This window comes from Vibrio sp. Vb0349 (genome assembly GCF_033338975.1).
In genome coordinates, this window is sequence record NZ_JAWOTS010000014.1 from 75556 (window position 1) to 99156 (window position 23601).

Below are 23601 nucleotides of genomic sequence, written 5' to 3' on the forward strand. Positions count from 1 at the left end.
GGATTAGGCTAATGAAAGTTTTAGAGAAAAACCAAACCAAGGTACTTGAAACAGAAAAGCTGTTGAGAGAAATAATCACATCTCCCGCTGAGTTTAAAGATGATGAGGAGCTGATGAAGGCTCTCAAATCACAATCTGGCATCGCTAAATATCAGAATCAAGAGCGGAATATCACTTCGTGTTCACTAAACACTGTCAAAAGTATCTCGGAAGCACTTCTAGAGAGAGGTTTCTTATCCTTAGATGAGCTTCGTATTAATACAAAATTGGCGATAGAGGCCGCACATCACGATGAGAAAGTTTCTAAAGGTAACAAGCAAACCGTCGTAGGTTTAAAGCATAAAGTTGCAGAGCTAGAGTCTGAGTTGGATGCAGCGCAGCGCAGCAATTCTTTACTGACCGTTATGGTCTCTGAGTTGCGTTCTAGGCTAAAGCAGCTAGCGCAGCATGAGGGCACAGTAGAAGAGCGACAGGAGCTTTACCGAGAGCATAATCGTAAGATTGAAGCACAGATGAATTATACATTGAATGGAGAAATTTGATGGCGGTTCGTAAGCTTAAAGGCTTTGAACAATGGAGCCATCTTGGGTTTGATGGCAAGCTTATCTTTCGTAAGCCTATAGACATCCCTTTCGTTACTTACAGTAATCATGTGCCTTGCTATGAAGCAAATGCCTACATTCATAAGTTGATAGTAAGAAACTTAAAAAGCGACACGATTCGTGGGTATGCACACGATATTATTCACTTGGTGCACTTTATTGAAAAACAGCCACTATTGAGTCGATTTAGCCAGCTTACAGACGCAACTTTCACCCTTTTCATTCAATCACTACAAGCAGAGAGGACACCGCTCGGCGAGCTAAAACGCAGAAATAACTCGGTTATAAAGATTGCCCATACCTGCTTAGATTTCTTGCAGTTTGTCCAAGATTTTCATGATTTGAGTGCTTTTATTGGCAAGGATAAAAGTAACTCAATTCAAATACTTGAAAAACCTTATAAGCGCAAGCAAGAAGGTTATAAAGGTTTTATTGAAGGTGTCAAAGTCACCCATACAGCCGTGCCAACAAAAGATGAAATCAAGAAACGCCACCCTGTTTCGGAAGATGATGCCTTGCGTGTGTGGGAGTTTATAAAGAATCAGAAAAACAAAGATAAGCGCAGAAGGGACATGGCGCTATATACTGCAATGGAGCAACTAGGCGGTCGTGTTTCGGAGCTTCATTTGATTAAAATGAGCGATTATGAGGAAGCTAGACGCACAGGTATGCTTACCCTCACCACTCTAAAGCGCAGGGACGATAAAACAACTCGAAAGATTCCTGTTCCACACCTTTTATTATCAGTGATTGCCGATTACATCAAAGTTCGCAAGAAATCGATGAGGAAGAAAAAAGTCCAGCATGACTACCTCTTTATCAGCTTAACCACTGGTCAACCCTTATCTGCTGACTCATGGACAACGTACATGAACGCGTGGAAAAAAAAGCTTGGTATCGAAGGTGAATTACATCCACACCTGTGGAGACACGCATTTATTACAGATAAGCTTAAAGAGCTTATTCTTGCTGTTAAAGAAGTGAATGATAAAGATGATTTCCGAAAGCATTTACTTCATACACAAACATTTAAAATGCAGCTTCAGCAATGGACAGGTCACACAAACCTTAGCTCATTAGATACATATATTGACCTAGCGTTTGCTGATATTCATGGCTATACAGAGGTTTACAATGCAGTTTCGCTAAAGTCGAGTGTTGAACTTGCTAAACGTCAGATCGAGTTGTTAGAAGAACAGATCGCAAGGAAAGAGCTAACATCTACCGCAGCGCTCGTCGAGATCAAGATATTGTTAGAAGCCTTTCAGTCGGATATTGATAAAAGTATCATCCCATCGTGACAATAAAGCTTGTTACCGATCAGTCACGCAACACGTCTTTGGACAAAAACGTGCCAGTGAACTCGCAAAATTATTAAGTGATGGATTACTTTTATTATGGAAAATTTGCGTTGTAAGGTGTCCATGTAAGCCTCAGACTAAGCTGAATGTGACCACATCTTGTATAAACTAAACTTAACGCCTCCTAATTCTTTGGTATACAATCAGGTTAGTATGACTTGGGGGTAACATTATGTCTGGCTATCTAACTAAAATTAAAGCTAAAATTCCTTATTCTGACAAAGAAGTAGACATCAACGTCGATGGCAAAACTCTGATCTTAACTGGTGGAAATGGTTGCGGTAAGACCCAACTACTTAACTATCTTAACGAAAAACTACATGACCGCATAATAAAGAGAGACAACTCTGCGTTAGTACAACTAGAACAACAAAAAGTACGTTACGAAAAGATGATTGATCGTGATGGCCCTGCAAGCCAGAGTTATGATTCTTGGGTGCAACATTTACAAAAGACTGTTCAGAAAATAGACGAACTCAAGCAACCACCAATAACGTTATCTGATCTGGAAGGGTTTATTTTAAAACACAAAGATTTGAAAGCGGTCCTTCTTCATTTCGAAGCAGGGAGAAAGTCAGACATCTTGAAACCATCGTCAGTTACATCATTGAGTAGCCTTAAAGAAAAAGATCGATTATCTGTAACAAACCCACATCAAAAGAAAACTGCATCATCCCTCTTTGAAGAGTTCCTGGTTACAAGTATTGCCAATCAGGCATTTTCTGAATCCAAGAAAATTAACAATGACCCAGTAGAAGCAGAGCGCATTGATAAATGGTTTAAGAAACTAGAGGCTGATTTGCAGAACCTCTTTGAAGATGATGAACTTAGACTAGTTTTCCAATCGGACACATTCTCATTTGAGATACATCAGCCACACAAAGAACCCTACACATTTCAAAGCTTGTCATCTGGGTTTTCTTCAATCATGGCTGTGTATGCCGATTTAATTACCAAAATATCATTACGTTTAATAGATCCAGATGACCTAACGGGAATCGTTTTAATTGACGAAATAGACGCACACCTTCATGTATCAATACAGAAAAAAATCCTAGCTTTCCTTAAAAATGCATTTCCAAAAGTTCAGTTTATCTTGACTACACATTCACCGTTTGTAGTGTCATCTGTAGATGATGCTGTAATTTTCGACCTGTCTCAACTCAAGCAAGTCGAAGATCTTTCTATGTATTCTTATGAGGCTGTTCTGGAGGGCTTATTTGGTGTTCTTCCAGTTTCTAGTTTACTTCAACAGAATATTGAAGCATTAGCCAAGTTACTTGAAAAGCACCCTGTTGATGTTGAAGAGGTTCAGTCACTTTTAGAGAAACTGCCTGAAGATGAAGATTCGCTGGATTCTGAATCACTTTACTTTGTTAATTCCGCAAAGTTAGCAATCAATAAAGCGAAGAGGTAGTAGCATGTTCAATGTAGTTAGAAGTGAACCAGCTCCTGCATCATTAGCAGATGGGAAAAAGTATGACTCCGAAGATGTTTGGGAGGCCTTAAAAAAGGTATTTCACAAGAAATGCTATATCTGCGAAACATTTGAACCACAAGATATTAATGTAGAGCACTTTGTTCCACATGAGGGTGATGAAAAATTAAAGTATGACTGGGACAATTTATACTTTTCATGTGGTCGCTGTAACAATATCAAACTCGCTAAGTATGATGAGCTTTTAGATTGCTGTGATCCTACTATTGATGTTGTTCGTGCAATCAAGCACCTTCCTCCATCGACTCCATATGCGAAGAAACTTCATATTAAAGCGCAAGCCACTGATTACAAGACTGAATTAACTGCGGAGTTGTTAGATAAAGTATTCAACAGTGAGCACACTCCAAACAAAGCTGTTTCCTCGGCATTTCTAAGAAAAAAAGTCTTTGAACGATATAACCTACTACTATCGCAATTGAACAAATACTACAAGCCAATGGCGCTACAAGAAGAAAAGGACGATGCGGTCGCACGTATCAAACTTCTCCTAAAACCATCGTCTCCGTACAGTGCATTCATAAGTTGGTGCATTATGGACGATGAGGAGTTAGGGCCAATGTTACATGATTTTATAGGTGAGACTGAATAACCCGCGAATAAAGGGCAGAGCTAGTCTCAGCCCTTTTATATTGCAATTTTCATTTCTCTGCTTAGTTTAAATTCGGATAACTTCTGGTAGGGAGAGCGTACGTTAACAGAATGTGAATGAGCTTTTATTCTAGCACACAAAGGGGCAGATCTGAGCTAGCCACATCAGCTAGCTCGAAGATGGACAAAACTGATTTAGATATATGGAACGTCTGAGGTAGATTGGATTAGAAAAAGTATCTCAACAATTGTTATATGCATTTTCCAGTTAGCTCACAAAACGCCCACTCCGAAAACACCCTTTCAAGTTTGTACCGATCCATTTCATTTCCTTGATAAATACTATTCGCGACAATGTCATCTTGGTTTTCAACAAACTTTTTATATGTAAGCAGATAGGAATTGCGAAGTTCGTCAATTTGTTCGTTCTTATCCAGAATAAAAAACGGAAGTTTTATTATTGGTGGCTTTGCTTGAGTAACAATAGGCGTATTCAAGTCTGGTTTGTCATTATAGATTTTACGCAAATGCTTGAATAATACATACGATAATGTGCCTTTCGTATAGAAAAAGAGATCACAATAAAATTTTGCATTAAGCCCATCTCCCTTTTCAGGGTGAGTAACATACTCGACATTAGGGAATGGGACACATAAGCCTTCATTCTGGAAATGAACGACGGGTAATTCATGTATTACTGCATTTTTGTACTTGAGCAAATAATCATACTTTACAGGCTCTTCAATTAGAGTATTTTGCCACCAAAAATTACCGCCTCGATAATCTTCTTCAGAAATGGATATAGTAAAGTCTGGGTCTAATGCATAAAACGCACCGTTTATTCCATTATAAATCCAGTTATCGGTATCCTCTAAAAGTAACTGAAAGCGAGTTATTGCGGGCAAGTCTAGCCCAAAACGCTCCAACCACATCGCTTTTGTATCTTGAGGATTTGCACAAGAATCTTTTGGCGTATTTGTATCCCGTGTTCGTGCATATACAGCGCCAGCTCTTAGAATTTTATTACGATGCTTAAGTTCTTTCGTAAAGTAAAAAGGCTTCAGTCTTTCATTTTTTATGCTCAAAACAGCGACGGTCTTTTCAGCATACTTCACGAATTTAATATCAATAGTCGGGATGTTATTTTCAGCGTATGGCTGCTGTCTTAGATAACTAATAATATCAGCTTGCGAGAAACGGCACTCCTCTATATCTAAGCCAACAACCTCAAAGGCATCATTTATGCCAAATATCAAAAATCGGTCGCCATCATGAATTACGTTTGCCAAACATGTAATATCATGGAGTAAGTCAAAGAGGCTATCATGAAATTTCTGCTTGAAATCCCACCACAAACCCTCACTTTTTGACGAAAGTAGATTATCTAACAGTTTTTCCATGTTTCCTCATGATGCATGTAATACCGCGTAAAATGGTGAACAACGCTAACATCCAACATCCAACTTCATCTTTAACCTAAAAGTACCGAAAGTGACAGTCCGTCTTAAGCAGTTTGTTAGCTGTTTATTAACCCGAGCCTATCTGCGCTTTGTATTAGGGCTGTTACATTGGCATCGGTTAACTCTTCACGTTGCTCGTAAACCACACCCATTTCACTAAGCTTCTTTGGTTGACCGACTAAATAGGATAGATCGCCAAATATTCTCAAAAACATATCAGATATAGCTTTAGGAGTTTGACCAGAATATATGGTTCTAAATATTGAAAAGTCGAAAATGATGCCTGAAATAGAAACCCAAGCATGGCCATTCCAGTTGGATAGAACATCATTATCAGTTACAAAAGTTCCTGCAATATTTGAATGGCTAAATATAGTTGTGTCTTCTACTACCAAACTTCCAGTCACTAATTTTGCGTTTAGTTCCGTATGATCATTTATCATAGCTACCAACAAAGCGCTGATGTACAAACACCCACCATGTATAGGGCGCATTCTATCTAAAATCACGCGCCCATTTTTTACTATTTCAGAAATCTCTTGAGAACTAATCATACGAACTCCAATATGTAAAAACAGCTAGCCCTGTTAAGTATTGAGGCATCGATAACACTGTCCAAAAGGTTGCTTAAGGTATATCCGCTTTTCAGAGGCAACTCTGTCATCCTACCTCCATATACTCTGTTACCAAAGTGCTTGTAGTCTTGAATAACTGAACGCACACATAGAGACTTTATATACAACTCCATTGCTAGAGTTGCATTCGTTATCATCGGAAGTAAAACACCAGACAAAGGTGGTAGCTGTCTTAAAACTTCAGCCCCATCATAAAACTGATCAGCCGAATCCAATACACTACTGTTGGGAATTTCTACACTCTCGTACTCAAATACTCGATTGCTCACTGCTTTCTACCATGTAATGTTTCATTCAATGGCACATATGCCAAATTCTCCTATATCCATTGCAATATTTTAGGTACTCTTACCGTGGTCTATTGAGTCGGAATTCCTGCTGTGGGACATCAATACGCCATGCAACTTTAGGTAGGACTATGAAGTCATAATCATAGTGATCACCTACACAGTATATTTCGTCTTTTGACACTGTTGTTGCGTAAACTGCTAGATTACTTAAATTGCACCTTTCAGAATGAGAAGAAGCATACCAAATCGCTTTATCTAACGAATCACACCAAGACATCCCAAGGTTATGGATTGGCCCCGCACAACCTCTAAACAAACTAAATCGTTTGCCACCAGAAAACTTGTGTCCTTCAGGGATAGGATATGCTTCTTGTAGTTTGCTTTTTAAACAGGCTTCAAATACTTCTTTGAGTTGAGCCATAGTAACTTTTGAAAAATCAGTCGAATGTATATATGCCTGCATCCAACTTTCTTCTAGAACACCAGCTTTAGCCAAAAACTTATAATTGTTTAAAATGAATTCGAAACCATACTCTGGAATATAACCAAAAAATGGTTGTTTATTGGATATAGCTTCTTGAACATTTTTCTTATCACTTTCATTCAATAAAGAATAGTCAATCATCAAGAATCTCCGAAAATAGTATGTTATTTAACAGTATTTATTAACTAAACTTTGTCTGTAGAATCCTGTCAGACAGCACATGTCTAACATACCAAACTAAGCACATAATCAGCCATTAGCAAAAGTAGATCAAGGACCGCCAAAAGAAACTTATCTAACTTGTGTGGCTAACTGATTTTTGGGGCAAAGGCGTGTTTGCTATAGGCAGTTCATATCACCTCTGTCAAGTTAAACCGACAGAGAAAAAAGTGACAAACTTTCTTGTAAATGAACGAACTACCAACAAAAAAGGATCCTGTTCTTGGCTGTCATTATCGACTGGTATCACTGTAAGGTGTTGTCCTCGCGGTTATCGAACACCATGGGTACAAGTTTTATGTATCATGGCTCTCGAAGAGGTGCTCCAATACTACGGACCACCCGATATCTTTAACTCCTATAAGGGCTGCGAGTTTACTAGCACTGAGTTCACACAGAAGTTGCTCAATCAGGGGGATATGGATCAACATGGACAGAAAAGGTCGCTGGATTGACAATCTTTTTATTGAGCGGCTATTGAGAAGTCTGTAATACGAGGAGATTTACTTAAAAGCTTACAGCACACCCCGTAAAGCAGAGCTTGAAATCGGGCACTACATGGTGTTTTATAATGAGAAGCGTAAACACCAGGTACTCAATGACCTGACCCTCATTAAGTCTACTTTGACAGACAGAGATACGCTGCATGAGCTGGTGTCAATCACTTAAGATATTGGCTTATGTGTCCAACCATTGGCCTTCACTTCTCTAATCCGTTCATAACAATAAGTTTCGTAGATGCGTAAAGATAATTTATACACCTTTGATAGCTGGCCTGTAGGTACACCAGAACGCTTAATACACGGCTATTGGGAGTTAGGCGTGATGAGGTTTCACACATTTGATAGTGAATGCGGTAAAGAACTTCAAGATACGTACAATCGCATTAACCATGGACTGGGGGCTAGTGTTGTGTACATCGACCTAACTTCAATGGGAGATGGTTATCGATACAAGTCAGAAATCTTAGATGTTATTCGAAGTGATCAGCAAACATGGGTGTGGTTCGTAGGCTGTAGAGCGCTTTTGGAGAGTTCGTTGGCGGGTTGGTTACGCTCTGTTTTGACGACATACAACCTAGACCACGTTCGAGTTGCTTTTGTGCTTGATAGCCGTGAGCAATTCAACCATATCTTTCAGGATTACTCAGCTCCGTTCTATCAATCTACCATAGCTCTGGATCTCTCAAAGAACAGTTAGGCTTATTCTTAGTTACTATTAAATATTTACTCTGCTCTTTAGCTAGTTCATATAGATCCAGCCCTAAATGATTCAATTTAAGTGACTAAAGCGTAGCTTTTACGCTCATATCATCGCTAAATCTAACTTTTGTTATTTTTCGGTCGGGTGGCAATTCAAACAAATGAGAAGTTGATACACTTGGGGCATTTTTGATTCTGGTGATTAATTCCGAAACACAAACATACTGGTTCACAACTCATCAATATCAACGTCAATTTCTGGGGAGTTTTCTCTTTGCTTAACTAGTTTTCGGTCTTGTTCATCTTCCTCAAATTCAATTCGGGAAGAGTCAAAAACATCACGTCGTTCAACTAGAAAGTCGATATCCGTCTTATCCGCACCTTCCGAATAAGCCCCCCAATCTTTTTCACTTGTAGTCGCGAATTCATCGGTGTGCGCAGTATGACTTGTTAATCCTTCTAAAAGGTCTTTTTCTGACAACAGTTTTTTACTCATAACTTACTTCTCGATTCAAAAATGACATTAGATAATTTATAGCATAGTGAGCAGCTAGAAATTAGCTCTGAAACAAGGAAAGGGGCATAACTGTTTTAGCTGGCAGTTTCGCTCTCTATCTGAATTCTGTGACTGAATCCGTTGTTGCGCCTAACGAATAAGTGAATATTTATTCGTGAGGAGGGGTTAGATGAGGACGTCAGATTGAATGGATAACATAGCTACTTGCTCGACTAAATAGAAAAATGAATGACCTATCGTTCCGCTAGCAGCTGAAGCGATGCGCTCCACTAATTCGGACAACACTCACAACATTCAAAGTCTCAAATTGACAATATTTATTACTCAAACTCGATATTAGGAAAATGCCCGAATTTGATCGTAAAGTTCTAGACTCGTTACGCGAACCGCTCGAATCTGGCGAGATCATTATCTCTCGAGCGCAAGGTAAAACACGCTTTCCGGCTCGCTTCCAATTAGTTGGAGCCTTGAACCCAAGCCCGACAGGATATTACGAAGGCAATCAAGCGCGCACCAATCCACAAGCTATTTTGCGCTACCTTGGTCGATTATCTGGACCACTGTTAGATCGCTTTGATATGTCTTTAGAAATCCCAGCTTTGCCCAAAGGGACATTAGCAGAAGGAGGTGATCGCGGTGAGCCGACTGCTATCGTAAAAGCGCGTGTGAGCCATGCGCGTAACAATATGCTAAACCGCAGTGGTAAGGTCAATGCACTGCTAGGTAGTCGAGAAATTGAGGCGTTTTGTCCCTTGCATAAGAGTGATGCTGAGTTTCTTGAAACCGCTTTGCATCGTTTAGGACTCTCTATTCGTGCATATCATCGTATTATCAAAGTGGCGCGAACAATCGCCGATCTGGATGGGGCGGAGCAAATTGAACGAACGCACTTGGCCGAGGCACTTGGGTATCGAGCGATGGACCGTTTACTGAAACAGCTTACGGCGCAAGCGGTATAGAGACATGCAAAATGTCATCGCAACAAGTGTTGTGAGCGCCTTGTTGCGATGAAGGACGTTAGAAGGTGTAGTTGAGACCAAGCGACAATAGGTACTCTTTCTCCTCATAAAACGTGATATTCGAGTCAGTTTGGCTATAGCCGGCTAAAGAAATGAACGACCAGTCTTGCCAGTCAAATACGTTTTGATATTCGTAGGCCGCAAATAGGCTGATGGTGTTGTCATTTCGTGTTTTAGCAAAAGTTTGGCTAGCGGCTTGATAGTCTTTCCATGCATAACCCGCGGTGAGGGCCAATCGATGGCGGTTGATAAATTTAAACCAGCTGATGTCAAACCCGTACGAATCAAATGACTCCGCCTTACCGTCGGCATCTTGATTGATGTAGGTGAAAGCGGGTTGCAACATAGACGTTTGGTTGAGTGGAATGCGATAGTCGCCTTTGACATAGTAAAGGTTAGCATCGCGAGCAAGTGAGCGGTCTGTCACTTCCTCCTGCTCGATGTCTTTATCAGCATAAGCAAGATCAAGGTTGAAGTTCTTATCAATTAACCCTTTGATCTGAAAGCGATACGCATTGCCGTCAACATCCGTCTCTTTACGTGCGGTTCCTACTTGATAAGGGTTGCGCCAAGTTTCGCCTTTGAGTACCGTCGGCAGATAGGAAACATCGAGCACGGTGCCAGATTGTAGCTCGTGTTGATAGCCCAACTGAAAAGCGAGTGTACCTACCGCGACATCTGAGCGTGTGGTACCGGCGTAAACTTGGTGGTTGAGTCGGCTACCAAAGGTGTATGTCACACTCCCTAGCGGTGCAGCTATAACAGAACTGTCACTATCGGCACGCTTATCGAGAGAATCGATGGTGTTACTATTTTCTGTATTGAAATTGGATTCTGATGATATGAATCCGGCATTCAGCGAAATTTCACCGCCAAAACCTGCGGTTTCAGCGAGTTGAGCCTGAGCAGAACTGACGACAAAGGCCAAAGGCAAGAGAAGTAGCCTTGGTTTCATTCGTTATCTCCTTGTTGTCGAATGAGTGGTGCACATATTGGTTGCGGTAACAAATCTGACCATTTCCACGCATGTTCCAATGTGGCAAAGGCGCAGTATAATTACACGCTGTTTTATTCTTCACACATTATCACTGTTGTTTGACTATCATGTTGGCATATTTGTTATTTTTTTTTAACGCTTCTTTTGTGATTCTCAATTCTGCGGTTTGTTCACTCGCAATTTGTGTTATCGCTGTATTTAAAATATTGCTTCCTGGCGTAAAGCTAAAAGCGATAGCGACCGCTTGTGCCAATAAGGTGATGTGGTTATGGGCTACCGTTAATGCGTGCATTCTGGCGGTATCTAACCGTGTTGAGTGGGATGTTCAGGGCGGTGAAGCGCTTAAAAAAGACGGGTGGTATCTGCTGATCAGTAATCATCTCAGTTGGACAGATATTGTTGTGCTTTGCTGCGTGTTTAAAGACCGTATTCCCATGCCGAAGTTTTTCCTCAAGCAACAACTGCTGTATGTGCCTTTCATCGGGATGGCGTGTTGGGCGCTCGATATGCCATTTATGCGTCGCTATTCGCGAGAGTATCTGATCCGCAACCCTCATAAGCGAGGTCAAGATTTAGAAACGACACGTCGCTCGTGCGCTAAATTCAAACACACTCCAACCACAGTGGTTAACTATGTCGAAGGAACCCGATTTACCGAAGAAAAGCAGCGTAAGAGTAAAGCAAACTATCAATATTTGCTGCAACCAAAATCGGGAGGGATTGCGTACACGTTAGCGGCGATGGGGGAACAGTTCGAGAGCATTATCGACGTTACGTTGGCGTACCCAGAAAATACGCATAAACCGTTCAAGGATTTATTGATGGGCCGCATGAGCAAGGTGGTTGTGCGTGTAAATGTGTTACCCGTTGATGAAAGAGTGCTCGGTGATTACTTCAACGATAAGCCCTATAAGCGGCAATTTCAGCAATGGTTGGGTGATGTGTGGCAAGAAAAAGATCGGTTACTACAAGAGATTTACAAATAAACAAAAGGGGAGCGACGTGCTCCCCTTTTGATTGATATCGATGTGCTTATTTTAGTGTCAGCAAGTAGTTCACCAGAGAGAAGTACTCATCCATCGTTTTGATGCTTTGTGCTTGAACTAGGTATTTGTTGTTAACGATAACCGCAGGAACGCCGGTTAGACCGCTGTTTTCAAATTGCTTGTCCATACGGCGAACCATTGAATCAACCGCGAAGCCTTTGAATGCAGAATCGAATTTTTTCGCGTCTACACCTTCATCAAGGAAGATTTGACGAAGTTCTTCATCATTACGTGGCGCCTTCTTTAGATTGTGGATGCGGTTAAACATCACTGGCACCATTTTGTCTTCCACTTTTAGTGCAACCATCGTTGCGTAGGCTTTGCTCATTGATGGGCCCATGTTGCCACCCATGAAAGAAACGTGGTTTTTTAATAGCTTAGTACCTTCTGGCAACTGCTTTTTCAGTTGCTGGATAACCGGTTCAAAGCTATTACAGTGCGGGCAGTAGAAAGAGAAAAACTCCGTCACAAGAGGTTTTTTTGATGCCTCAAGATCCAATACTTTGTAATGTTCACCTTCTTTGAATTGCGCTGCATGTGCCGACAGGCTTAACATCAGCATAGAAAACAGTGCGAACAGTTTTTTCATCGAAATATCTCCATTTTTGAATTTTTGGCCTGACTTACCATTGAGGCATTAAAGACAGCGGTGCTTCTTCTAAAGCGGCGATCTGCTCTTTAAATGCAAGGACCTGACCTTCCCAGTATTTTGGCTCATTAAACCATGGAAAAGCGAGAGGAAATGCAGGGTCATGCCAACGTTTTGCTAGCCATGCCATATAGTGCACCATTCGTAGACCGCGAAGTGGCTCGATTAGTTTCAATTCTGCAGGATTAAAGTCGCAAAACTCTTGGTAAGCCTCTAAAACAATATCCAACTGCATCAGTTTGTCTTGGCGTTCACCGTTCAATAGCATCCATAAGTCTTGTACTGCAGGGCCGTTACGAGCGTCATCCAAATCAACAAACATAGGGCCATCTCGCCACAAAATATTGCCTGGGTGGCAATCGCCATGCAAACGAATGATATTGAAGCCTTCTTGCCAGTGGCTTTCAATTGATTTGATCAGCATATCCAAGTCATTGAAGAAGCTGTTCTCCAAGTGCATTGGAATCATATTGGCATTTTGCAGAATCTCTCTTGGTTGATACAGGTATTCTTGTAAGCCAATAGTAGGACGATGTTGGAAGGCTTGGCGGCTGCCGACTTTATGGATGCGGCCAAGGAAACGCCCTACACCTTCGAGCTGATCTAAATTGTCAACCTCGTATTGGCGACCACCCACGCTATCAAACAGCGCAAAAGCATAGCCTTGATAGTGATGCAGGGTTTCACCGTTGATGCGCACAGGTGGTGCGACGGGGATCTCATTGCCAATCAGCTCTAAAGTAAAGTCGTGTTCCTCTTGGATCTGTTCATTGCTCCAACGTTCAGGACGGTAAAACTTGACGACATAACGACGACGCTCTTCGTCAGTAAATTGATAAACACGGTTTTCGTAGCTATTGAGGGGAAGAAAGCCTGATTCTGCGCGAACGCCGATGCTTTCTAACGCGTACCACATAAAGTCTGGGGTAAGGGCGTCAAAGTTAAACATACTTTGGGACATATAAACAAAAAGGCTCATTACTGAGCCTTTTTCCATTAGTCATCGAAGTTATAGCTTCTTGATAAATCGGCTTTCCACTTCAATGGTGAATTCGTTGCTCTTATCGGTGAGTATAAACTGAATTGTCGTAATCGCAGAGTTTAGCTTGTCAGGATCGGCACCAAGACTCATTGGCAGGTTCAATACCTCACCTGGCTGGACCTGAATTGTCTGCTTACCATACCAGCTTACATCGGATAGCCCTTCAACATCCAACGAGTACTCTTGCACTTGCTGAGTTTTGTTGATCACCTTGAGGGTGTAGGTGTTTTCTACTTCGCCCGAGCTATTAACGCGGAACAGTTGGTTACGGTCGCGAATAACACTCATACCGGCTGGGTCTACCGCTGCAATTTGGGCAAAGAAAAGACCGACCATGACCAGTAGCACAGCTCCATAGCCCAGCAGCTTCGGACGCATGACTTTGGTACTCTTACCCGATAAGCGGTGCTCGGTGGTGTAACTAATTAGGCCCTTCTCGTAGCCCATGCGATCCATGGTGTTGTCACACGCATCAATACAGGCGCCACAGTTGATACATTCATACTGCAAGCCGTCACGAATATCGATACCTGTTGGGCACACCTGCACACACAAGTCACAATCAATACAATCACCCAAACCAAGTTGCTTTGGATCGGCTTTGCGCGGACGTGGGCCACGTTTTTCCCCACGTTTTGCATCGTAGCCAACGATGAAGGTGTCTTTATCAAACATGGCAGACTGGAAGCGCGCGTAAGGACACATGTGAATACACATGATGGAACGCATCCAACCAGCATTACCATAAGTACAAATGGCAAAGAACATTACCCAAAAGACGGGCCAGAAGTTGGCGTTAAAGGTGAAAAAGTCGATAACCAATTGCTTCATTGGTACGAAGTAGCCAACAAAAGTAAAACCAGTGGCGAGTGCAATGGCAAACCAAGCTATATGTTTGACGGTTTTACGCATCGCTAAATTCGCCGTCAGCTTATTGGAGTCTTGTTTACGGCGTTTATTGGCACTACCTTCGAGCTTCTCTTCAAACCAGATATACATGAAGGTCCAGACGGTTTGTGGGCAGAGATAGCCACACCAAACCCGACCTAAGAAGGTGGTAATAAAGAACAACCCAAACGCCGCGATCACAAACAGCAAGGCGAGTAGGGTAAGATCTTGTGGGTACAGGGTGGTACCGAAAAAGTTGAACTGCTGGTTGCCAATATCGAGCAAGATCGCTTGACGTTCACCGTAAGGAATCCACGGTATCAAAGCGAAGAGAAGTAGTAAGAACCAACCACCGTAACGACGTAGTTTCTGGTAAGTTCCTTTACTTTCGCGTACATAGATGCGATTACTTGGGTTAAACCGATCCCCGTTTCCTTTGTGGGTTTTGGGATTATAGGTTTTAGGAGTCACATCTTTGATATCGATCTTGTCCTGACTCATGCACTCATCCTTCTTAGGCTTTTATAATGTACGGCGTCATTTCTATTGATGTCGCTCGATGACATTGCTGCTCGTTCCGTCATAAAGATGACCGAACATAATTATTTTAGTAAATACTGATGAACGGCGATTATACAATCAATAACAATTCCGTTTCTTTAACGCAGTCAATGTTTAACAACAAAAATCAGTACAGTTAACCTGATAATTGGCTGAACAGTTATAACCAATTGTGGGACTAAAAACTTTGGTTATAAAAAAGCGACTCACAGAGAGAGTCGCTTAAAGAATACTGGCTGTTGAGCTGGTTATTTGATGATGCCACGAGCGCGTAGGATCGCCGTTTTAAAATCGTCCTCTTGGTCTTTTTTGAGTCCAGGGATCATTTCATCTTTGCTGCTATTACGCATTTTAAGGTGGTAGATCAGTACATCGTCGGTCAGATCTTCTAGCTTTCCTTCATAGCCTGCTTCTTTTGCCAGCTTAACGATGAACTGCAATAGGTTCAGCTCTTGCTCTTTATGCCATTCAGGCTCTAGTAGCTCAAGCAGCTCTTCAATGCGATGACACTTCATTTCTTTCTCCACAGAATTTATAGGTGTAATTAGCAGTAAAGGTACCAAATTGCTTTGCTAAGACCAAATAGGAAAAACTATCTCTTTCACTGTAGTTTGTTCTAAGTCTTTGAAGCTTTATGAGTCGCGTGCAAAGAAAAAAGCGCAGCTGGCGCCGCGCTTTTGATTAAGCTGCTTTGATAACTTTGGCCGGAACACTCGACATCATTGCTGTCTTCTCAACCAATGTCATTGCTGGCGCAACTTGCTTTGCCTTTGGTGCAGTAGTAAAGCCACTGCGGCGGCGCATTGCACTAGTATTAGTGTGTGCGAACCTGACTGTTGTTGGGCGCATTAATTTACCTAACTGTCAGGCATATCCATTGCCGATGTAATGGCCTGAATCATTATGAGCTAGGCTCCAACAAGATTGAAGAATCACTCTTCTGGCTCTCGCCAATCCAGTTAATGAGTCAGGAATACCGATATGCATGCATATCAAGTGTAAGATTAGCATCCTTGTAATAATTGGTCGATAGTTGAGCAATTGAATTGTTTAGATTTTGTCATTTTGTCGCGATGTTCGAGGCAATTTTTGTTTGATCCCACGATCAGCAGTAGTAGTATGAGATCTCGATGAAGGAGGTGCCTATGTCATTTTTGAAGAAGACACTTGCCAGTTTTGGGATTGGGAGCGCGAAGGTAGACTCAATCTTAAACCAAGACGTGCTATACCCAGGTCAAAGTGTGGATGTGTCGATCCATGTATATGGTGGTGCGACTGAACAAGCGATCGACAACATTGATTTAAAACTCTGTTGCCGCTACATCGCAGAAGCCCCTGATGACCGTGGTGCGCGAGAAGGACACAGCATGCGCCGAGTACCTCAAACTCATGTGCTTGCTAAGTGGAGTCTCCCTTACGCATTTACCATCCATTCCGGCGAAGAGCGTACCTTCGATGTTAAGCTCGATGTGCCTTGGAACACGCCTGTCACCATTGGTGATGCCAAAGTATGGTTAGAAACCGGCTTAGACGTTGCTGCTGCTTTGGATCCGACTGATAAAGACATCCTCACCGTTCGACCTGATCCACTGATGGATGCGGTACTATCTGCATTTGAAGCGCAAGGTTTACGAATTCGCCAGGTGGAATGCGAGGAAGTGAAAGGATTCGATCTACCATTTGTGCAAGAGTTTGAACTGGTGCCAACCGACGGACCTTACCACGGCGTGTGGCGCGAATTAGAATTTGTTGCCCACCGAAGTGAGCAAGAACTCAAGTTATGGTTTGAAGTTGACCGCACACGCAAGGGGCAAGGTGGCATGCTCGCGAGCTTACTGAGTAGTGGCAAACTCAAGCGAGAGCTGACCATTCCTGCCACGACTAAGCCAGATCAAGTTGGCGAACTGGTACTCAATTATCTCGATCAAACTACTGCCGTTCATGAGTCTTAATTTAAGCTTACACGTGTAAGCCTAATGTGCCATACTAGAGCAAATTTCAAACTCTAGTATAGGCGCATTGATGTCCGAACTGCAGAAACCTCAATACAGTCAACGTGAAGAACTGGCCAATACCATCACCCACGGTATAGGGATGATTTTTGGTATTGTTGGCTTGATACTGCTGTTAGTTAAAGCCATAGACCATCAAGCTGACACTTTAACGCTTACCAGTATGGCGATTTATGGTGCGAGTATTATCGTGCTGTTTTTGGCCTCGACGCTCTATCATGCGATCCCTCATCCCAAAGCGAAACGTTGGCTAAAAACCTTCGACCACTGTGCTATTTATCTTTTGATAGCAGGCAGCTATACCCCTTTCTTGTTAGTCAGCTTAAGAACACCTCTAGCATTTGGGTTGATGATCGTTATTTGGAGCATTGCGTTGATCGGCATCATCATGAAAGTTGCGTTCGTCTATCGATTTAAAAAGCTTTCTTTGATGACGTATTTGGTGATGGGATGGTTATCGTTGATTGTGATTTATCAGTTGGCGATCAACTTGGATGTCGGCGGACTTACACTGCTTGCTGCTGGTGGAGTTGTGTATTCACTGGGCGTGATTTTCTACGTTGCGAAGCGCATTCCCTTTAACCATGCGATCTGGCACGGCTTTGTTTTGGCTGGCTGCGTGTGCCATTTCTTTGCGATTTATTACTTTGTTGAGCCTATCTAGCCGATAGGCTCAACAAAGAATATTAAACACGTATTAGCGAGTTTTTACCTCTAGCACTTTGGCAGAAAACTGGTATTGCTGTGATTGCGGTACAGCCAATTTAATGCTCTTACCTTGTTCCGCTTGCTGTGGTCGCAGGTAGGTATCCGCCATGCGCTTGATGGATTGCCAAACAGTCACGTTTTCTTTTGCCAGTTGCTGACCAGACATATCAAACACTTGCACCTCAACTTCCACTTGAATGACAGATTGAGAGCTTTGATTGGTGATTGATGTAGGTAAAACAAGCTCACCGCTTTGATAGCTTGCTGAACCAATCAATACATCCACACCTGAATCTGATAGCTGCATGGTTGGCTTTTTGGCGTTTACCACCACGGTCGTGCCAACGGTTTTCGTTACCACTGGAATTGTCGCAATCGCAGGAGCTGCGATTGTTTCAACTACGCTTGCTGTTGTTTGTGTCTCCGTCGCTTGCTGCGCCGGTTTTTTCATGACGTATTCCCAGGTAAAGTCATCGTTCAACTTCACTTCTCGACCATCGGCTAAAGTGATGACCTCGGCGGCGTATGTGGATGAGGCGGCAAGTAGGGTCGCCAGAGTAATCCATGTTTTCATTGTTATACCTTTTAATTAGAGTCTGCTTAGCGGCGCCAAAACGCAGGAAAGAACAGTACAAGAATAGTCAGAATTTCCAAGCGGCCCATTAACATCCCAAAGCTTAAGAGCCATTTGGCAGTATCGGGCAGAGGCGCGAAGTTGCCTGTCGGGCCAATCACACTGCCCATACCAGGGCCAACATTGGCAACGGCGGTGATTGAGCCAGAAATACTGGTCACAGGGTCGAGGCCAAGTGCACTTAAACAACCCGCGATAAAGATAATGGTGATAAAAAACATCAAGCCAAATGCCACCACTGAGCGAACAATATCATCATTCACCGGTCGCTGGTTATAACGCTGTACAAACACCCCTGAAGGGTGAATCAACTTCATCATTTGTTTGTTTAGCAGCGTCATCGCAATTTGGAAGCGGAAGATTTTGATCCCGCCAGACGTTGATCCTGAGCATGCTCCCGCCATCATTAAGAATGCGAAAAGAGTAGTGGGTAATGCGCCCCATGCGGTGAAGTCTTCTAAGCCAAAGCCAGTTGTGGTGACGACAGAGACAATATTAAACATCGACACTCGCAGGGCATCCAAAATGGTGTACCCATCTCGAATCACTAGCCAAGCTGAAATCACTAAGCTAGAGAATACGAACAGGTACGCAAATCCTCTAACTTGAGCGTCGTTAACCAACACATCAATACGGCGTTTACGTAATGCGGCGATAAAGAGCAAAAACGGCAAACCACCTAAGAACATAAAGGTAGTGGCCACCCAATGTGCGCCATTAGAGAAGTGGTTCATTGACCCATCAGATGTAGAGTATCCACCCGTCGATAGCGTAGTAAAGGCATGGTTGATTGCTTCGAACAGGTTCATGCCGGTGACCAAGTAGCCCAAAATACATAAGCCTGTTAGCATCAAATAAACCGCTACGATGTTTTTGGCGACCGTTTTCGCTCTTGGACTACTTTTATCCGACCAATCTGATGATTCGGTTTGGAATAGCTTCATACCACCGACATTCAGCATAGGTAACACTGCTACCGCCATCACGATAAAACCAATGCCACCAAGCCACTGTAAAATAGAGCGCCACAGCAAGATGCTCGGCGCCATGTTGTCTAGGCCACTGAGCACCGTTGAGCCCGTCGTGGTGATACCCGACATCGTTTCGAAGTAGGCGTCGGTGAAGCTGATGTGGTTGATAAACACAAATGGCAAGGCGGCAAACGCACTCGCGATGGTCCAAACCAAACTGGTGATGAGGAACATATCGCGTACGCTGAGTTTGAACTTGGCGGTTCGACCTATCGTTAGGCAGATGAAGGCGGCAAGGTGCGTGATCACAACGGCTTGGGCGAAATCGAGGAACCCCCCCGTACCGGTAAAGAAAGCGACCAAAGTCGGCACGTACATAAACAGGGCCAGTTTGGATAAAACCAGCCCGATAACAAACAGTACGGGACGTAAGTTGACCATAGGAAAATCCTAGAGGAAGAATGGACTCGGCTGGAATAGCGCTTCGACGTCTGATACGTATTTTTTGTTGACCAGGAACATCACCACATGGTCATCCTGCTCGATGACCGTACGGTCGTGGGCAATAAGAACTTCTTCGCCACGAACGATAGCACCAATGGTGGTCCCAGGTGGAAGCTTTATATCTCCAATCGCACGTCCAACCACTTTAGATGTACTTTCATCACCGTGAGCGACGGCTTCAATCGCTTCCGCAGCGCCGCGGCGAAGTGAGGATACGTTTACGATATCAGCGCGACGAACGTGCGTTAGCAAGGCTGAAATAGTGGCTTGCTGAGGTGAGATTGCTACATCAATTACGCCGCCTTGTACCAGGTCTACATAAGCGCCACGTTGGATCAGCACCATCACTTTTTTAGCGCCCATGCGTTTTGCCAACATTGCAGACATGATGTTGGTTTCATCTTCGTTGGTCAGCGCGATGAAGACGTCGACTTGGTCGATGTTCTCTTCCGAGAGAAGCTCTTGGTCTGCCGCATCACCGCAGAACACGATGGTGTTTTCTAGTTGCTCAGAGAGCTTTTCTGCACGCTGGTAGTTACGCTCAATCAGCTTCACGCTGTAAGTTTGCTCTAGGCGTTTTGCCAAGCTTGCGCCAATGTTACCCCCACCAACAATCATGATGCGGCGGTACGGTTTTTCTAGGCGCTGAAGCTCACTCATCACTGAGCGAATATGATTACTTGCTGCAACGAAGAACACTTCATCGTCGGCTTCAATAATGGTGGTACCTTGTGGGCGAATCGGACGGCCTTGACGGAAAATCGCCGCCACACGGGTATCGATGTGCGGCATGTGCTCACGCAAAGCAGACAGCGCGTTACCCACCAACGGGCCACCATAGTAAGCTTTCACCGCCACTAGGCTGACTTTCTGTTCAGCAAAACTCACCACTTGCAGCGCGCCTGGGTATTGGATCAGACGTTCGATGTAGCTCGTGACGAGTTCTTCTGGTGCGATAAGGTGATCAACAGGAATAGCGCCAGATTTAAACAGGGCTTCTTTTTCTGCCAAGTATTCTGGAGAGCGAATACGCGCAACGCGGTTTGGGGTATTGAATAGAGTGAACGCGACCTGACAGGCGGCCATGTTGGTTTCATCAGTGTTGGTTACTGCGACGAGCATATCGGCGTCTTGCGCGCCAGCTTCGTGTAGCACGTCTGGATGGCTCGCATGGCCATTGACCACACGTAGGTCGTATTTGTCCTGCAATTCACGCAGTCGGTCGGCATTATTGTCGACGATGGTGATGTCGTTGTTTTCACCCACTAGGTTTTCTGCCAGTGTGCCGCCAACCTGACCTGCACCAAGAATAATGATCTTCATACTCTTTTCTCGTATCTGAAAAAGGCGATTGAAATCACTTCAATCGCCCTATTTAGCATGCTGTTACGCGTGTGTCTTAGTTAGCACTGCGTAGTAGAAACCATCCATATCTTCTTCGCCTGGTAGAATTTGACGACCAGGCTGGTCGGGATCAGAATCCAGCAGTTGCGCATCCGCGGTACGTGCTAAAAACGCTTTTACTTGCTCCACGTTTTCTTGCGGTGTGATTGAACAAGTCGCGTAAACCATGGTGCCGCCGGGCTTCAGTTGCGTCCACATGGCATCAAAAATTTCACTTTGCAGCTCTGCTAATGCGGCGATGTCGTCTGCACGACGTAGCCATTTGATGTCTGGGTGACGACGAATCACGCCAGTCGCAGAACATGGGGCATCCAGCAAAATGCGATCAAATTGCTCGCCTTGCCACCATTCTTGTGGATTACGCGCATCACCGCAAACCACTTTTGCCTGAAGGTTGAGACGCTTCAGGTTTTCATGCACACGTTTCAAGCGTGTGTCGTCGCAGTCAATCGCGACCACTTCACTGCCCGACGTGCGCTCTAGAATGTGCGCAGTCTTGCCACCTGGCGCAGCACAGCAATCTAAAATCCGTTCGCCGTCTTGTGGTTTTAGGTAGTTGATCGAAAGCTGCGCCGCCGCATCTTGTACCGAAACCCAACCTTTATCAAAACCAGGTAGCTTCATCACGTCACATGGTGCGGCCAATTTTATGGCGTCCATTGCTTCTGTGTGTGGCGTGCTATCAATGTTTTCATTTTTGAGCAGCGCAAGGTATTCATCACGAGTGTGGTGTTGATGGTTCACACGCAGCCACATTGGTGCTTTTTGGTTGTTCGCTTCAACAATACTTTCCCATTGCTTTGGGTAGGCCTCTTGCAGCAGTTTTAGTAACCAGCTTGGGTGACCGTACTTGCCAGCGTTGTTGCTGACGGCCATTTGGTCGAGTTCTTCTTGGTTGCGCTGGTAGTTACGCAATACCGCGTTAATCAAACCACGCAGACGAGGACCTTTCAGCTCTTTAGTGCCTTCAACCGTTTCACCGACAGCTGCGTGCGCAGGAATGCGCATGAAGCTCAGTTGGTAAATACCAACCAGAATTAGGTGATGGAATACACGTTGTTTGCCTTTTAGCGGCTTATCCATCAATTGGTTTGCGATCATTTCTAGGCGAGGTAGGTAACGTAGCGCACCGTAACAGATCTCTTGTAACAGAGCGTGGTCACGAGGTCGTACCGTTTGTTGAGCCGCTGGAAGAGCGCTTGAAAGTGAGTGGCCCTTGTCGACGACAAGATACAGGACGTTAGCAGCCGCAGCGCGAACATTCATGATGAGTACCTTAAAGTAAAGGAGGGCATCTCTGCCCTCTAAAAGTTCGTATAATCGGGGATAATAACCCCTAGTATGGCTTAAACCAGCAGAGTGCCAACTTCAAACCAAGCCGCACGCGAATTCAGAATATCCTGAACTGACATGGCTTTTTTGCCAGGAACTTGCAGTTGCTCTAGCACCAGTACGCCGTTGCCTGTCGCAACATAAATACCGGTTTTATCTGCTTGCACGATGGTGCCGGCTGGCTTGTCACTGGTTTGCTCTGCCACACGGCTTTGCCATACTTTGATGCTGTTTTCTGCCGCCTCAAAGTGGCTCATTGGCCATGGGTTAAATGCACGAACGCAGCGCTCAATGTGCGCCGCATCGTCGTTCCAGTTGATGCGTGCTTCTTCTTTGCTGAGCTTTTTCGCATAGTTCGCTAGCTCATCGTCTTGCTTCACTGGCACTGCTTTACCCGCAGCAATGTCTACTAGGCAGTCAATCAGGGCTTCTGGACCAAGCTCAGCCAATTTTTCGTACATTGAAGCGCTGGTATCTGTCGCTTCGATTGGCAGAGTTGCAATCTTCAGCATATCACCAGTGTCGAGACCGATGTCCATCTGCATGATGGTCACGCCAGTTTCTGCATCGCCCGCCCAAATAGAGCGTTGGATTGGAGCCGCACCACGCCAACGAGGTAGGATAGAACCATGTACGTTGATACAACCCAGTTTAGGTGTATCAAGAACCGCTTGTGGCAGGAGCATACCGTACGCCACGACAACCATGAGATCGGCGTTCAGATCGGCAAGTTCTTGTTTCGCTTCGTCGGACTTAAAGCTTTCAGGTTGGTAAACCGGGATGTTGTGTTCCAGCGCCAGTTGTTTTACCGGTGGCGCAGCCAATTTCTTGCCACGACCCGCTGGACGATCTGGGTTTGTGTAAACCGCGATTACTTCATGCTCCGAAGACAACAACGCCGCCAAGTGACGGGCGGCGAAATCCGGAGTACCTGCAAAGACAATTCGTAAAGACTGACTCAAGGTAGACTTCCTT

General features: G+C 44.0%; 23 protein-coding genes and 2 pseudogenes. 10 read left to right on the forward strand and 15 right to left on the reverse strand.

What is annotated here, in order from left to right; all coding sequences use genetic code 11:
* Positions 1 to 11 precede the first annotated feature (11 nt).
* The 4 genes from R7Q47_RS15700 to R7Q47_RS15715 all read left to right on the forward strand — a co-directional run bounded on the left by R7Q47_RS15700 (position 12) and on the right by R7Q47_RS15715 (position 4053).
* Complete coding sequence (locus tag R7Q47_RS15700) at positions 12 to 542, forward strand: hypothetical protein (protein WP_005378980.1); 531 nt, start codon at positions 12 to 14, stop codon at positions 540 to 542.
* A complete protein-coding gene (locus R7Q47_RS15705) occupies positions 542 to 1903 on the forward strand; it encodes a site-specific integrase (protein ID WP_318089251.1) in 1362 nt (453 codons plus the stop codon). Before R7Q47_RS15700 ends, R7Q47_RS15705 begins: the two co-directional genes overlap by 1 nt.
* 232 nt (positions 1904 to 2135) lie before the next feature.
* Positions 2136 to 3380 (forward strand): AAA family ATPase, encoded by a 1245-nt coding sequence (locus tag R7Q47_RS15710; protein WP_042522700.1) that lies wholly within the window; start codon positions 2136 to 2138, stop codon positions 3378 to 3380.
* Between the two features lie 4 nt (positions 3381 to 3384).
* Complete coding sequence (locus tag R7Q47_RS15715) at positions 3385 to 4053, forward strand: HNH endonuclease (protein ID WP_042522699.1); 669 nt, start codon at positions 3385 to 3387, stop codon at positions 4051 to 4053.
* A gap of 250 nt (positions 4054 to 4303) precedes the next feature.
* Here the strand turns inward: R7Q47_RS15715 and R7Q47_RS15720 are convergent, their stop codons facing one another.
* The 3 genes from R7Q47_RS15720 to R7Q47_RS15730 all read right to left on the reverse strand — a co-directional run bounded on the left by R7Q47_RS15720 (position 4304) and on the right by R7Q47_RS15730 (position 7062).
* Positions 4304 to 5452: an ATP-binding protein gene (locus tag R7Q47_RS15720; protein ID WP_318089252.1), complete on the reverse strand. Its 1149-nt coding sequence runs from the start codon at positions 5450 to 5452 to the stop codon at positions 4304 to 4306.
* A 116-nt stretch (positions 5453 to 5568) separates the two neighbouring features.
* A complete protein-coding gene (locus R7Q47_RS15725) occupies positions 5569 to 6066 on the reverse strand; it encodes a hypothetical protein (protein ID WP_318089253.1) in 498 nt (165 codons plus the stop codon).
* A gap of 429 nt (positions 6067 to 6495) precedes the next feature.
* Positions 6496 to 7062, reverse strand: coding sequence for a hypothetical protein (locus R7Q47_RS15730; RefSeq protein ID WP_170892851.1), 567 nt, complete (start codon positions 7060 to 7062; stop codon positions 6496 to 6498).
* Between the two features lie 286 nt (positions 7063 to 7348).
* On the opposite strand from R7Q47_RS15730, the pseudogene R7Q47_RS15735 reads away from it, so the two are divergent.
* Positions 7349 to 7790, forward strand: a pseudogene (locus R7Q47_RS15735) (DDE-type integrase/transposase/recombinase); the annotation flags it as partial.
* Between the two features lie 88 nt (positions 7791 to 7878).
* Positions 7879 to 8340, forward strand: a complete 462-nt coding sequence (locus tag R7Q47_RS15740; protein ID WP_078558838.1) for a hypothetical protein — start codon at positions 7879 to 7881, stop codon at positions 8338 to 8340.
* Between the two features lie 231 nt (positions 8341 to 8571).
* Here R7Q47_RS15740 and R7Q47_RS15745 read toward each other — a convergent pair whose 3' ends face one another.
* Positions 8572 to 8838 carry a hypothetical protein gene (locus tag R7Q47_RS15745; RefSeq protein ID WP_317591670.1) on the reverse strand — a complete coding sequence of 89 codons (267 nt, stop codon included), beginning with the start codon at positions 8836 to 8838 and terminating at the stop codon, positions 8572 to 8574.
* 341 nt (positions 8839 to 9179) lie between these two features.
* Here R7Q47_RS15745 and R7Q47_RS15750 point away from each other — a divergent pair.
* Positions 9180 to 9818, forward strand: a pseudogene (locus tag R7Q47_RS15750) (ATP-binding protein); the annotation flags it as partial.
* A gap of 58 nt (positions 9819 to 9876) precedes the next feature.
* Here R7Q47_RS15750 and R7Q47_RS15755 read toward each other — a convergent pair.
* A complete protein-coding gene (locus tag R7Q47_RS15755) occupies positions 9877 to 10833 on the reverse strand; it encodes a DUF2860 domain-containing protein (RefSeq protein WP_213877827.1) in 957 nt (318 codons plus the stop codon).
* 149 nt (positions 10834 to 10982) lie between these two features.
* On the opposite strand from R7Q47_RS15755, the gene R7Q47_RS15760 reads away from it, so the two are divergent.
* Complete coding sequence (locus tag R7Q47_RS15760; protein WP_005379035.1) at positions 10983 to 11861, forward strand: acyltransferase; 879 nt, start codon at positions 10983 to 10985, stop codon at positions 11859 to 11861.
* 46 nt (positions 11862 to 11907) lie between these two features.
* Here the strand turns inward: R7Q47_RS15760 and R7Q47_RS15765 are convergent, their stop codons facing one another.
* The 5 genes from R7Q47_RS15765 to R7Q47_RS15785 form a co-directional block, all read right to left on the reverse strand.
* Positions 11908 to 12510: a thiol:disulfide interchange protein DsbA/DsbL gene (locus R7Q47_RS15765; RefSeq protein WP_005379036.1), complete on the reverse strand. Its 603-nt coding sequence runs from the start codon at positions 12508 to 12510 to the stop codon at positions 11908 to 11910.
* Positions 12511 to 12544: 34 nt separating this feature from the next.
* A complete protein-coding gene (locus R7Q47_RS15770) occupies positions 12545 to 13531 on the reverse strand; it encodes a serine/threonine protein kinase (protein ID WP_031777274.1) in 987 nt (328 codons plus the stop codon).
* 48 nt (positions 13532 to 13579) lie between these two features.
* Positions 13580 to 15001 carry a cytochrome c oxidase accessory protein CcoG gene (gene ccoG, locus R7Q47_RS15775; RefSeq protein ID WP_033906581.1) on the reverse strand — a complete coding sequence of 474 codons (1422 nt, stop codon included), beginning with the start codon at positions 14999 to 15001 and terminating at the stop codon, positions 13580 to 13582.
* Positions 15002 to 15309: 308 nt separating this feature from the next.
* Complete coding sequence (locus R7Q47_RS15780; protein WP_033906580.1) at positions 15310 to 15576, reverse strand: YihD family protein; 267 nt, start codon at positions 15574 to 15576, stop codon at positions 15310 to 15312.
* Positions 15577 to 15742: 166 nt separating this feature from the next.
* Positions 15743 to 15910, reverse strand: coding sequence for a hypothetical protein (locus tag R7Q47_RS15785; RefSeq protein WP_005379043.1), 168 nt, complete (start codon positions 15908 to 15910; stop codon positions 15743 to 15745).
* Between the two features lie 296 nt (positions 15911 to 16206).
* On the opposite strand from R7Q47_RS15785, the gene R7Q47_RS15790 reads away from it, so the two are divergent.
* Entirely contained in the window at positions 16207 to 17013 is an 807-nt protein-coding gene (locus tag R7Q47_RS15790) for a sporulation protein (protein ID WP_017821573.1), read from the forward strand.
* A 70-nt stretch (positions 17014 to 17083) separates the two neighbouring features.
* A complete protein-coding gene (gene trhA / locus R7Q47_RS15795) occupies positions 17084 to 17737 on the forward strand; it encodes a PAQR family membrane homeostasis protein TrhA (RefSeq protein WP_025768918.1) in 654 nt (217 codons plus the stop codon).
* A 33-nt stretch (positions 17738 to 17770) separates the two neighbouring features.
* Here trhA and R7Q47_RS15800 read toward each other — a convergent pair whose 3' ends face one another.
* The 5 genes from R7Q47_RS15800 to fmt form a co-directional block, all read right to left on the reverse strand.
* Entirely contained in the window at positions 17771 to 18355 is a 585-nt protein-coding gene (locus tag R7Q47_RS15800; protein ID WP_054575337.1) for a DUF3157 family protein, read from the reverse strand.
* 26 nt (positions 18356 to 18381) lie between these two features.
* Positions 18382 to 19827, reverse strand: coding sequence for a TrkH family potassium uptake protein (locus R7Q47_RS15805; protein WP_005386656.1), 1446 nt, complete (start codon positions 19825 to 19827; stop codon positions 18382 to 18384).
* Positions 19828 to 19836: 9 nt separating this feature from the next.
* The gene (gene trkA / locus R7Q47_RS15810) at positions 19837 to 21213 is read right to left on the reverse strand and encodes a Trk system potassium transporter TrkA (RefSeq protein WP_005379062.1); all 1377 of its coding nucleotides are present in this window, start codon (positions 21211 to 21213) and stop codon (positions 19837 to 19839) included.
* Between the two features lie 63 nt (positions 21214 to 21276).
* Positions 21277 to 22560 (reverse strand): 16S rRNA (cytosine(967)-C(5))-methyltransferase RsmB, encoded by a 1284-nt coding sequence (rsmB, locus tag R7Q47_RS15815; protein WP_086047108.1) that lies wholly within the window; start codon positions 22558 to 22560, stop codon positions 21277 to 21279.
* An 80-nt stretch (positions 22561 to 22640) separates the two neighbouring features.
* Positions 22641 to 23588, reverse strand: a complete 948-nt coding sequence (fmt, locus tag R7Q47_RS15820; protein ID WP_005379066.1) for a methionyl-tRNA formyltransferase — start codon at positions 23586 to 23588, stop codon at positions 22641 to 22643.
* Positions 23589 to 23601 lie beyond the last annotated feature (13 nt).